The following is an 11,926-nucleotide window of genomic DNA, read 5'->3' as shown; positions in this document are numbered from 1 at the left end:
GCCGCGGGTTTTGGCGGGGATGTTTCGGATTCTGGGGATAATTCAGGGGATAACTGACCATTGATGCCGCCAGATATTCAATCCTCACCAGAATGTGGCCGAATTGTGGAATTTGTTTGAAACGGCCGGGATTCCCCTCAATGCTTGGACTCTGCAATACTTGGGGGAAGACATGGACGTGTTCCATAATCCGACAATTTCATCGACGCTGCTTGGGGTCAGCGCCTATCAAAAGGCCAGCGGCCGGTACGTAGAACGCAAGCCCGTGGCGGCGGCCAATCAGGCTGCAAAACCTGCGCCTGCCAAACGCCCAGCGGTGTCTCGGCAAAGCACGAAGGAAAAGAAGATTTCGGTGCTGAAGTCGCTGCAAACCCAGTCCAACTCAGGAATGGTGAAGATGCGCGATGTTGCGTCGGCGCTGGACGATCTGCTCAAGACGTCCTGAACCGCGACAAACAGTTTACTTGTGAAGCGAGAATGGCCGCCCCGAGGCGGCCATTTCTTTTTCGAACATTACAACTGCGTTACAGTTTCAGGTTTGGGATAATCTGCTTTTTCCGGCTCATGATGCCGGGCAGGACAACGGTGTCACCCTCAACAGACGCGCCAAAGCTGTTCTCGGCAATGTGCTTGACCATGTCATTTGGCACCAGCAGGGTGGCCTCTTCCTTGAGAATGTCGACGATGAACAGCAACACCTGCGCGGCGCCGTCTTCTTCCGCGATGCCGGGCATTGCGGCCATCAGGGCGTCTTTGCGGGCCAGCAACGGGGCAGGGGAGGTGGTTTCCAGAACCGAAACCCGAAGGCCAGTGCCATCCAGATCAAATTCCTTGCTGTCCATGCGCAGCAATTCTGGCTCCGAAAAGGCAGAGACATCGGATTTGGCCGCGAACATCTCGGCGGCAAAGGCGCTGATGTCGACGCCCAGATCCTCGGCCAGCGCATGGGCGATGGCGGTGTCTTCCTGAGTCGTGGTCGGGCTGCGGAATTCCAGCGTGTCAGACAGAATGCACGACAGCATCGCGCCCTTGATCCCGCGCGGTGCCTGCGCCAGGTCATCGCCAATCATTTTGTACATGATGGTGGCGGTGCAGGCGAGCGGCTGAATGTTGATCTCGATCGGGCCGCGTGTTTCCAGACCTGCCACCAGACGGTGGTGATCAATGATCCCGCGAATGTCGGCCTCGTTGATATTGTCAGGCAATTCGCCGGGGTTGTTGGTGTCGACAATTACAACAGGGGTGTCAGCGGCCAGTTCGGTCATGATCTCCGGCTTGTCCAGATCCCAATGGTCCAGCACGAAGAGCGCCTCGGTGTTCGGCTCGCCCAAAAGGACGGGCTTTGCCTCAACACCTTTGATCTGGTTGAGATACCATGCCCAGATGATCGGGCTGCCGGTGCTGTCGGTATCGGGGTTCTTGTGGCCAAAAACAAGCGTGGTCATGGGCTATCCTTGCGTCGCAATCTAACGGTTTCGCCGCCTTATATGGGGCGTTTGGTCCGTTGTCACGGCTTTTGCCGCGGTGCGGCGTCAAGCCCCAGTTCGGCGCGTTTTTTCTTGGTGAGGGCGTCGATGGCCATCTCATAGGACGCAAAAATGTGTTCGCGCAGGCTGTCGTCTGACAAGCCCGGTTCGCCATAATGCTGAATCCACTTCAACCCCCTTGAAGCCATGTAGGGAGCGGGCCGTAATCCGGGGCTGTCCGAGAGAATCTCAAAGCCCATTTCGGTGGCTTTGAAGGTCACGGTATTGCCACCATCCCCCATCCCAACGACGGCAAAAAGCTTGCCGCCCACCTTGTAAACGTCGGATTTGCCCCATTGGACCACATGGGTGGCTTGCGGAAGTCCGGCGCAGAAAGTCTTCAGTTCATCACGTGTCATGGCGGCAGATTAGCGGGTTGGAGGGGGTGTGAAAATGGGGCAATCTGAGGCTATGAGCAATCCGCGCGAAACTGACCTGTATCCCCCGATCAAAACCTTTCTTGAGGATCAGGGTTATGTGGTGAAATCCGAGGTTGGCGCGGCTGATGTGGTAGCCTTGCGCGGCGGTGAGCCTCCGGTCGTGGTTGAACTGAAACTTGGGTTTTCCTTGGCGTTGTTTCATCAATGTATCGCCCGGATGAAAGTGACCGATGACGTCTATCTTGCGGTGGCGCGGCAGAGCGGCAAGCGGTTTGCAAAGGCGGTAAAGGACAATACCGCCCTTGCGCGGCGGCTAGGGCTTGGCCTGATCACGGTGCGCCTGTCGGATGGACTTGTTGAGGTTCATTGCGATCCCGGGCCTTATGCACCGCGTAAAAACAAGAAACGTGAGGTCCAACTGCTGCGCGAATTTGCACGGCGGCAGGGCGATCCGAACGACGGCGGCCAAACCCGAGCAGGATTGGTGACGGCTTACCGGCAAGATGCGCTCAAGATCGCGATGTATCTGTTTGAGGTCGGCGCAAGCAAAGGCGCGGATGTGGCCAAGGAAACCAAGGTTTCGGTGGCGACACGGATGATGCGGGACAATCACTATGGATGGTTCGAGAAGGTCGAAAAAGGGATCTACGGGCTGACCCCGGCCGGGGCGGAGGCCGTTGGCACATCGGGCAATGTGCTTGGCTCAGACTGATCCGGGACGGCTGATCCGAGTTGTTCTGAAATTTTGCATGCAATTTTTCCAATCTCATTGGTTGACAGCTTTGTCGCTCATCCTTAGCTATGCGCCGTTAGCACTCGAACTGGATGAGTGATAACGGCCCGCTCTCAAACGGAGCAGCGGGTCTGGGAGAGTAACTTTGAGCCTTAAGGAGCTGCAAAGATGGCATTGAAACCGCTTCACGACCGCGTGCTGGTAAAGCGCACAGAAAGCGAAGAAAAAACTGCTGGCGGATTGATCATCCCTGATAGCGCAAAAGAAAAACCTTCCGAGGGCGAAGTTGTCGCGACAGGTGAAGGCGCCCGTAAAGACAGCGGCGAACTGATCGAGATGGCTGTAAAAGCCGGCGATCGCATCCTGTTCGGCAAATGGTCCGGTACAGAAGTCACCGTCGATGGTGAAGAAATGCTGATGATGAAAGAAAGCGACATCATGGGGATCCTGTCCTAATCGGACTGGCCCGGTGTCGGACGATCTGTTCGACCCACATGATTGCACAACATCAAACCCGTAGGCCGGACAGGATTGTCCGTCAAAACGGAAGATAGATATTAGGAGACGACAAATGGCTGCTAAGGACGTCAAATTTGACACCGATGCCCGCAACAAAATGCTCCGGGGTGTGAACATCCTGGCTGACGCGGTGAAAGTCACGCTGGGCCCCAAAGGCCGCAACGTGGTTCTGGACAAATCTTTCGGCGCACCACGCATCACCAAAGACGGTGTATCCGTGGCGAAAGAGATCGAACTGGAAGACAAGTTCGAGAACATGGGCGCACAGATGGTGAAAGAAGTTGCTTCTCGCACCAACGACGAAGCCGGTGACGGTACAACAACCGCAACTGTTCTGGCTCAGGCTATCGTGCGCGAAGGTATGAAATCTGTTGCCGCTGGCATGAACCCAATGGACCTCAAGCGCGGCATTGATCTTGCAACTTCCAAAGTTGTTGAAGCAATCAAAGCGGCGGCACGTCCCGTGTCCGACAGCGACGAAGTTGCCCAGGTTGGCACCATCTCCGCCAACGGCGAAGCGGAAATCGGTCGACAGATCGCAGACGCGATGCAGAAAGTCGGCAACGAGGGTGTGATCACCGTCGAAGAAAACAAAGGTCTGGAAACAGAGACGGACGTTGTCGAAGGCATGCAGTTCGACCGCGGCTACCTGTCCCCATACTTTGTCACCAATGCTGACAAGATGACTGTTGAGCTGGAGGATGCGATCATCCTGCTGCACGAAAAGAAACTGTCGTCCCTGCAGCCAATGGTTCCACTGCTGGAGCAGGTGATCCAGTCTCAGAAGCCTCTGCTGATCATCGCTGAAGATGTTGAAGGCGAAGCCCTGGCAACCCTGGTTGTGAACAAACTGCGCGGCGGTCTGAAGATCGCAGCTGTGAAAGCGCCCGGTTTTGGCGATCGCCGCAAAGCGATGCTGCAAGACCTTGCGATCCTCACAGGCGGTCAGGTGATCTCCGAAGATCTGGGTATGAAGCTTGAGTCCGTGACCATGGACATGTTGGGTTCTGCCAAGAAAGTGTCGATCACCAAAGACGAGACAACCGTTGTGGACGGTTCCGGCGACAAAGCCGAGATCGAAGCACGTGTGGCTCAGATCCGCGGCCAGATCGAAGAAACGTCTTCCGACTACGACCGTGAAAAACTGCAAGAACGTGTTGCCAAACTGGCAGGCGGTGTTGCCGTTATCCGCGTGGGCGGCATGACCGAAGTTGAAGTGAAAGAGCGCAAAGACCGCGTTGACGATGCACTGAACGCGACACGTGCCGCTGTTCAAGAAGGTATCGTTGTGGGTGGTGGTGTTGCTCTGGTTCAGGCCGGCAAGAAACTCGACGGTCTCGAAGGTGCAAACAACGATCAGAACGTTGGCATCAACATCGTGCGCAAGGCCATCGAAGCTCCACTGCGTCAGATCGCTGAAAACTCCGGCGTTGATGGTGCGGTTGTCGCGGGCAAGATCCGTGAAAGCTCCGACCTGACATTCGGCTTCAACGCTCAGACCGAAGAATACGGCGACATGTTCAAGTTCGGCGTCATCGACCCGGCCAAAGTTGTCCGTACCGCGCTGCAAGATGCGGCCTCTGTTGCAGGTCTGTTGATCACAACCGAAGCTATGGTTGCTGATCGTCCGGCCAAAGACGGCGCCGGCGCCGGCGGCGGCATGCCCGACATGGGCGGCATGGGCGGCATGGGCGGCATGATGTAAGCCAGCCTATCGTGCTGAAAATTTGGGGCGTGCCGGTGACGGCGCGCCCTTTTTCTTTTCGGTCCTGGCTGTTTCAACCGCCGTCAGACGGGCAGCTCGACAATGCGTGAGTAGGTGCCCAACATATTGAGCGCTGTGGCCAATGTTTCCGATGGATTTTCTTTCACCACATAACCGGCGACATTGTGATCATAGGCGGATTGGACGTCTTGCGGTGTGTCTGATGTGGTAAAGACAAAGACCACAACCCGCGAAAGATCTGGGTCCGACCGCAGCGCATCGAGAAGCTCAAGCCCGCCCATGCGCGGCATGTTCAGGTCCAGTGTGACGATATAGGGCGGCAGGCCAGCGTGCTCCTTCAACTCTCTTTTCAAGAATTCCAAGGCATGTTGGCCATCCGTGCAGATATGGGTTTCATTCGAAATCTTTAACTTTCGCATGGCTCTTTGCATTGCCATGACGCTGATTTCATCGTCATCCACGATTAAGAACCGTGCTTCTTGCAACTTCTTGTTTCGCATATTCGCACCTTTTCATTCTGGTCAGGCTGCTTTGCCCAGCCGGGTTTGGTCGCAACGTGCCGGAGGAGGGTGGAGCGGCAACGTTACGCAGATTGTTGTGCCCCGTCTTAAATCGGGGTTCGATTGAAGGGTGATCGCACCTTTTTCACGTTTGATAAGTTTGCGCACAACCGCCAGGCCAAGCCCGCTGCCTTCAACTTCGTCGCGCGGCTTTAAGGTTTGAAACAACTCGAATACTTTTTCGTGGTAAAGCGGGGATATGCCCGGCCCATCGTCTTGAATTTCGAAACGGTATTGGTCCGCGATGATCTCAGCCTGGAACGTGATACGGCCATTCGGCCTGTCGTGGTGTTTGATGACATTGATGAGCAGGTTGGTGCAAATATTGCGCAGAACATCGCCCTTGGCACCGAAGGGCATCGGCAATTTTCCAAAAACCACCTCAAAGTTCTGGTCGGGATCAAGGTTTTTCAGGATGCGGATCACGGTTTGGCGAAAATCCACAAGTTCGAATGCGTCAGAGACATGTTCGGCTTGAACATAGGCCAGAAGATCATTCAGGTGACCGTTCAGGCGGAGCGTCCGTTTCTCCAGCAAAGACAGATAGGCGCGGCTTTCGGAAGACAGTTGGTTCTCTTCGTCTTCCGAGACCCAGGTGCACAAATCCTGAATGGCCCTGACCGGAGTGCGCAAATCATGCGCGGTGATATAGGCAAATTTCTCCAGTTCTTCATTGGAATAGTGCAGATCTTCGGCGTTCTTTTTGAAGGTCAAAAGCGCATTGGCCATTTCACCAAGCTCGTCCGGGCCGGAGACCGGAATCGGGTGGTTCAGATCACCCGAAGCTATAGCCCGAACCGACTGGTTGAGCCGATGAATTCGTCGATTGAACTGCCGCTCAATAATGCTGTGGTTGGCGGTGAAAGTGACCGTCAATCCGACGGCCACCGCAATGACCAAGGTCAGGGTGATCCTGGATATGGCTTGCTGTAATGCCTGCGAAGCCGCCTCTACAACATCGCGAGAACGGATCACCAGCCCAGAGGTCAATTGCATCGCGCTGGCCGTCAGGTCTTGCTGGGTCTCCCTGTGCTTTCTCTGCGCTTCATCCAAAGTGGCCAGAGCCTTCTTCTGGGTGAAGATACCGTCCTTTTCGCGCAGCACATCACGCATCCCGGCAATATGCCGCGACAAGGCAAGACGGTCTGGTCCTTCGGGCAATTCGGCGAGGTACAAAATGGCTCTTTGTAATCCCAATTGGGCCTGTGCCAGTGCGCGCGCGTGTTCTTGGTGCACGTTGCTGTCGTTTGACACATGCGCCAACCCCACCACTCTGTCGAGTTCAAAGCTCAGGCTGGTGACTGTCAGGGATGGCAGAAAAAGACCTTCAAAGGCATCGGCAACCATGGCTGGACTGATTTGACCGGAAAGCGACATGGATTGGAGAAAGTCATTGGTTTGGCTGGACAAATTCAATGTGAACTTCTCGAGTAAATCCTGTGATTGCGTGTGCAAATCGTTCAGAATTTTGTGTTGGCTATTCAATGTTTGCCGGACTTTGAGGTAGGATATGCGGTCCTCCAGAATTGAGAGGGCACTTGCCTCAGCCAGCCGAAGGTTCTCTGTTAGCTCTGAAATTGCGACTTGCGATTGCCCAAGCGCAATCAATTGTCCCAAATTTTTATGCATATCCTGCACCGATTGGGCGATGTCGTCCCTGATATGGTCGGTCGCCTCGTTCGCTTGAATACGGTCAATTCGGCTCACCAATGCGGCCAGTTGTACCAAGCCGGCCTGAATGCCCTCTGACCGGTCAAGGATCGGGAGGGCCGCCTGATCAAGCTGGTTGTACGACTGCATGATCGCGCGGGCCTGCTGCATGGAGGCAAGCCAGACAACCGCTGTGACTGTCGCAAGGATCAGCAGCGCAATGCGAAGCCGCACAGTGATGCGCGACAGATGATTTGGTCCCGGTAAACCGAGCCATTGGAGAGGCAACATGCCTCTTGCATAGGTCATGCCCATTAAGGCGTTCTTAACGCCCGGCAGATAGGCCTTGGTCGATCCAGATAGTCTAGAACCGGACTGTACCATGATTTGCAAAACTGATCCGCCACCTGCGCTCAGCCGGCGAGATGCCCTTGAGCTTTGCGCGGGCGGGCTGATGTCTATTGCAGGTGGATTGCGCGCCGTGCCGGCAAATGCGGGCAATGCTGAACAGAGTGTTGATGCCTACGTCGTGCAGGTTCTGCGGGATAGGTTTTCCGCTCAATCACAATCACTTAGGTTGCTGTTGCCAAATGGATCCGGCGCAAATCTAGGGCCGGTGATTGCGGCATTCACGGCACAAACCGGCGTGAATATAGAACCGATTGAAGTGCCGCTGGATGAGGTCGTGAATACGCTGATCCTCGACAACGTGCTGGATCAACGTCGGTTTGATATCGCATTGCCTGCAACTTTTGCCCTGCCGGATCTTGTTTCGGCAGGCACTCTGCTGCCTCTGGATGAATATGTGGCCGCTCATGAGCCGGCGGGGTTCCGCAACGGGATTCTGTATCCAACCGGAGATACATTTGACGGTGAAACCTATGGATTTCAAACAGATGGCGATGCCTATCTGATGTTCTACCATGCCGAAATGATCTCAAGTACGGAGAACCAGGAACGTTTTGCTGAGCGCTTTGGCCACCGGCTTGAAATTCCGCGTACGTGGGAAGAATTGGACCGGCAGATGGCGTTCTTTCATGCGCCGGAGGACGGTGTCTTTGGAGGATTGTTGTTTCGCGTTCCACAATTTCTGGCATGGGAATGGTGGGGGCGGTTTCATTCCAAGGGGGTATGGCCAATGGCGCCGGACCTCACACCTCAGATCCACGGCGAGGCCGGCGTCACAGCCCTTGAAGAGATGATCCGCGCCACCGATAGCCTTGCTCCAGGTCATGAAAACATCGGTCTGTTCGAGAATTGGGAGCGGTACGCAAAAGGTGATATCTACGCAAATATTGGTTGGGGCGGGACACAGAAATATCTCAACCAACCCAAGTCCGGGATGCGGGGGCGCATGGTGTTTGGCCCGACACCGGGTGGGCAAATTGGCCAAGGCCCGTTGGCTGTTCCCTATTTCAATTGGGGCTGGAATTTTGTGGTGAGCGCCACATCCGATTACCCGGAACTTGCCTATTTGTTCTCTCTGTTTGCAGCCAGCCCCCGCATGTCAACATTGGCGGTTGGCCAGACCGGGGGATTCTTTGACCCCTTCCGGGCAGAACATTATCAGGATGCAAAGATCATCGACGCCTATTCGGCGCCCTTTCTCAAAGTTCATAGAGAGGCCATGGGCAATGCCATTCCTGATTTATACCTCAAAGGGCACTCGGAGTATTTTTCGGCATTGGCAAAGGGCTTGGACGCGGCAGTTACAGGTGCACTAAAGCCCGAAGTTGCATTGCAGGGCGTTGCACAGAAATGGGAGTTGATTTCGGGGAAGGCGGGGCATGCGCAACAGGTTTTGCGATGGCGAGACCTGCGTGAGAAATACCCGCCGCATGTCAAAGCTGCGTTGAGGGATTTATGACCTCAAAGGGCGACCGTTAAGCAAAAAGAAAGGTGGGCTGTGTAACCCTCCATCAGACCGACTTATTGAGGACATTATGCAAAGCGAACAGATGCCTGCCCAGCCTGAGGGTAACGACGGCTCTCAGGAATCGGGTCAAAATTCGCAGGATATCGAAGACTTTATCTATCTGATCAGTCACGACGTTCGAAGCTCGGTTCGGGCATTGCTTGAGCTTCCAAATTGGATTTCCGAAGATCTGGAAGAAGCCGGTTTTCCTGTTCAAGGGCAAGTTGCGGCTTCGATTGAGCTGATGAACCGGCACACCAGCCGCCTTGATCGTATGCTGGTGGATCTGCTCACCTATTCGCGGATAGGACGCATGCAGAGCGTTCAAACCTTGTCCCTTGATGATGCGCTTGATCAAGTTTTGGAAGAAATTGACCTTCCCACCGGCTTTGTCGTGACCCGTGATTTGAAAGCATTGGAGGTCACGATGGGAAACCGCGATATTCTAACGCTGTTGTCTGCACTTATCTCCAATGCCTTTCGGCACCATGACAAGACTTGGGGAAAGATACACGTGGCGGCGCGGATGGATGGAGCGGATGTTGTGCTGAGCGTTTCGGATGATGGCCCAGGTATAGACGAAGAGTTTCGCGAGCGGGTCTTTGGTGCGATGATCACGCTGCGGCCCCGCGATGAGGTGGAGGGCAGCGGCATGGGGCTGGCCAATGTACGCAAGATCGCAAATCTTTATAAAGGCAGCGCATCGGTGGTGCCGTCTGTCTATGGCAGAGGATGTTCCATTGAGGTGCGCATTTCCTGAGGTCGGGCGACCGACAATCCGACTAAACTTCGATCGAAGTATACTGACCGCTGAACGCGCAATTAAGGTTTGGTCAACACTGCCGCGCCAATCTTTCTCGTACACGACCAAGTGAGAGTGAGAAAAATGCTTCAGTCCGGACCAACAGAACTGCAACCTTCACCACATATATTGATGCCCGGCGACATTCGGGCGCTGCTGCTGGATGACAGCAATTTTGATCGTGCGCGCATTCGGCGGCTGAGCCAACGAACGGGTCTCTCCATACAGATTGACGAAGTCGATAGCATTGACGCCATGGACCAGGCGGTGATCAACGAAAACTACGATCTGATCTTGATCGACTACCGGCTTCCTGTTGGGGATGGATTGGTCGCGCTGGATCATATTTTGCAAAATGATCAAAATCGCGATGCCGGAAAAATCATGATCACCGGTAACGGTGCCGTAGATACGGCCGTACAGGCGATGCGCGGTGGGTGTCATGATTATCTGAACAAAGATGATATGGACGAGGATGTTTTGCACGGCGCGATTATCAATGCATTGACCGTCGCGCGGCAGCGTCGCTTGCAAACCAGCGAGCTTGAGCTCCAACAAAGTATGATCAAGAATGCGCTGTTGGATGCCATGAAGGACCAGGAGCTGCGCGACAATGTGGTCACAATGTTCAAACAGGAATTCGACAGCATGACCGCCCTGCGCAAGGCCCGCCTTTCTGATTTGACCCCCGCCGAAATTGATGCGCTGGTATCTGGTTTTTCGGACGAGGATGACTTTATTTTTCACTAACGCGGCATCATTGAACTTTCTCGCTTGGCGGCACAGGAAGCGGCCGCTAAGCCAAAGGTATGCGGCTTTTCTTGCTCATCACTTTGACGATGATTGCCTTCGCGGCAAACTCTGTCCTCACCCGGCTGGCAATCGCGGGCGGGCATATGGATCCATCCGGTTTTGCCCTGATCCGGGTTCTGTCTGGCGCGGTGGTTCTGGGCATGTTGATGACCTTGCGCGGAGGCTCCTTGCGTTTGTTGCGCAAGAGGCGGCTTCCCGGTGCGTTTAGTCTGGCGGCCTATATGGTTGGCTTTTCGCTGGCTTATCTGACACTCGATGCCGGGCTTGGTGCGTTGATTCTGTTTGGTGTCGTTCAAATCGCGATGTTTGTTCACGCGGCTATCACTGTCAAACGGCCAAGCCTGCGGCAGATCGGCGGTGCCAGTTTGGCCTTTGCTGGATTGCTTGTCGCGCTTTGGCCAGGGGCGGGCAGCAACACCGATCTCGTTGGCGCGACGTTGATGGTGATGGCCGGTTTGGGCTGGGCGGCCTATTCGATCATTGGTCGCGGCGCGGTTGATCCATTGGCCGCAACGACGGCCAACTTCTTGCTTTGCTTTCCGATTTTGATTGTCCTTCTGGTCGGGCCTGCCTTGTCGATGACGATCACCGGCGCAGCGCTTGCCATCCTTTGTGGCGCGCTGACGTCAGGGTTGGGCTATGCCCTGTGGTATCGTGTCTTGCCGCAAATAGAGGGCGCGACGGCAGCGGTGGTACAATTGAGCGTGCCGATCCTTGCCATCCTCGGTGGAGCGCTCTTGTTAAATGAAACTGTGGGGCTGCTCTTGATGATTGCGACGGCTTTGGTCGTTGGGGGGATCGGCTGGGCCGTTACCGCACCAAAGGTTCCAGCGGATCATAGGTGATGGCCTGCGCCGGATCGAAGGCAACTGCGCGGAGGCTGTCCGGCTTGTGATGCACCTCGCTCAACTCCGTCTCTGTCAGCCAGCGCCGCACTGTGACGATCTTGTCCGTGTCCTCCCAGTTGGGTTTGATCTCGGCTGATCCGATCACGCTGCACCGAAAATAGATGTCTACCTGATGAAAGCTGCCGCCCGGATCGTGAAATTCATTCACCAGGCAAGGTTCGCCGACCTCGATTTGCAGGCCGGTTTCCTCAAATACCTCTCGGCGCAAGTTATCTGGCAGGGATGATCCCGGCTCGACCCCGCCGCCGGGGGGGCACATCAACGCGCTTTGCCCGTTTGCATAGGCGTTGACCATGAGCAGCCTGCCTTCATGGAGCAAGATGGCGCGAACGGCCACCCGTGGGGCATTGGGCATGGTGGTTCTTTTCGTCAGATTAACTCTGGCCAGCATTTC

The 11,926-nt window shown here is 55.2% G+C and carries 13 protein-coding genes; 8 read left to right on the top strand and 5 right to left on the bottom strand.

Going from position 1 to position 11,926, the window contains the following annotated elements; translation table 11 throughout:
* Window positions 1–94: 94 nt before the first annotated feature.
* A complete protein-coding gene (locus tag JNX03_RS09635) occupies window positions 95–445 on the top strand; it encodes a hypothetical protein (protein WP_203208869.1) in 351 nt (116 codons plus the stop codon).
* Between the two features lie 79 nt (window positions 446–524).
* Here the strand turns inward: JNX03_RS09635 and JNX03_RS09630 are convergent, their stop codons facing one another.
* Complete coding sequence (locus tag JNX03_RS09630; RefSeq protein ID WP_203208868.1) at window positions 525–1,445, bottom strand: manganese-dependent inorganic pyrophosphatase; 921 nt, start codon at window positions 1,443–1,445, stop codon at window positions 525–527.
* A gap of 62 nt (window positions 1,446–1,507) precedes the next feature.
* Window positions 1,508–1,885, bottom strand: a complete 378-nt coding sequence (locus JNX03_RS09625; protein WP_203208867.1) for an MmcQ/YjbR family DNA-binding protein — start codon at window positions 1,883–1,885, stop codon at window positions 1,508–1,510.
* 52 nt (window positions 1,886–1,937) lie between these two features.
* Here JNX03_RS09625 and JNX03_RS09620 point away from each other — a divergent pair, with 52 nt between their 5' ends.
* The 3 genes from JNX03_RS09620 (at window position 1,938) to groL (ending at window position 4,863) form a co-directional block, all read left to right on the top strand.
* The gene (locus tag JNX03_RS09620) at window positions 1,938–2,618 is read left to right on the top strand and encodes a DUF2161 domain-containing phosphodiesterase (protein ID WP_203208866.1); all 681 of its coding nucleotides are present in this window, start codon (window positions 1,938–1,940) and stop codon (window positions 2,616–2,618) included.
* A gap of 189 nt (window positions 2,619–2,807) precedes the next feature.
* On the top strand, window positions 2,808–3,095 hold the full coding sequence (gene groES, locus JNX03_RS09615; protein ID WP_025047887.1) for a co-chaperone GroES: 288 nt from the start codon (window positions 2,808–2,810) through the stop codon (window positions 3,093–3,095).
* A gap of 115 nt (window positions 3,096–3,210) precedes the next feature.
* Window positions 3,211–4,863 (top strand): chaperonin GroEL, encoded by a 1,653-nt coding sequence (groL, locus tag JNX03_RS09610; RefSeq protein WP_203208865.1) that lies wholly within the window; start codon window positions 3,211–3,213, stop codon window positions 4,861–4,863.
* An 83-nt stretch (window positions 4,864–4,946) separates the two neighbouring features.
* On the opposite strand, the gene JNX03_RS09605 is transcribed toward groL, so the two are convergent.
* Both JNX03_RS09605 and JNX03_RS09600 read right to left on the bottom strand, forming a co-directional pair.
* Window positions 4,947–5,384 (bottom strand): response regulator, encoded by a 438-nt coding sequence (locus JNX03_RS09605; RefSeq protein ID WP_203208864.1) that lies wholly within the window; start codon window positions 5,382–5,384, stop codon window positions 4,947–4,949.
* 21 nt (window positions 5,385–5,405) lie between these two features.
* A complete protein-coding gene (locus JNX03_RS09600; protein ID WP_203240748.1) occupies window positions 5,406–7,403 on the bottom strand; it encodes a sensor histidine kinase in 1,998 nt (665 codons plus the stop codon).
* A gap of 73 nt (window positions 7,404–7,476) precedes the next feature.
* On the opposite strand from JNX03_RS09600, the gene JNX03_RS09595 reads away from it, so the two are divergent.
* The 4 genes from JNX03_RS09595 to JNX03_RS09580 all read left to right on the top strand — a co-directional run bounded on the left by JNX03_RS09595 (window position 7,477) and on the right by JNX03_RS09580 (window position 11,469).
* A complete protein-coding gene (locus tag JNX03_RS09595; protein ID WP_231024256.1) occupies window positions 7,477–8,961 on the top strand; it encodes an ABC transporter substrate-binding protein in 1,485 nt (494 codons plus the stop codon).
* A gap of 76 nt (window positions 8,962–9,037) precedes the next feature.
* Window positions 9,038–9,769 carry a sensor histidine kinase gene (locus JNX03_RS09590; RefSeq protein WP_203208862.1) on the top strand — a complete coding sequence of 244 codons (732 nt, stop codon included), beginning with the start codon at window positions 9,038–9,040 and terminating at the stop codon, window positions 9,767–9,769.
* A gap of 69 nt (window positions 9,770–9,838) precedes the next feature.
* Complete coding sequence (locus JNX03_RS09585) at window positions 9,839–10,561, top strand: response regulator (RefSeq protein WP_203208861.1); 723 nt, start codon at window positions 9,839–9,841, stop codon at window positions 10,559–10,561.
* 59 nt (window positions 10,562–10,620) lie between these two features.
* Window positions 10,621–11,469: a DMT family transporter gene (locus JNX03_RS09580; protein WP_203208860.1), complete on the top strand. Its 849-nt coding sequence runs from the start codon at window positions 10,621–10,623 to the stop codon at window positions 11,467–11,469.
* Here the strand turns inward: JNX03_RS09580 and JNX03_RS09575 are convergent.
* Complete coding sequence (locus tag JNX03_RS09575; protein WP_231024258.1) at window positions 11,435–11,827, bottom strand: NUDIX domain-containing protein; 393 nt, start codon at window positions 11,825–11,827, stop codon at window positions 11,435–11,437. The two genes, JNX03_RS09580 and JNX03_RS09575, sit on opposite strands and share 35 nt — an antisense overlap.
* Window positions 11,828–11,926: the final 99 nt, after the last annotated feature.

The organism is Sulfitobacter mediterraneus (assembly GCF_016801775.1).
GTDB classification, from domain to species: Bacteria; Pseudomonadota; Alphaproteobacteria; order Rhodobacterales; family Rhodobacteraceae; genus Sulfitobacter; species Sulfitobacter mediterraneus_A.
The sequence above is the reverse complement of the archived record's forward strand: the minus strand, read 5'-3'. Positions and strand labels throughout refer to the sequence as shown.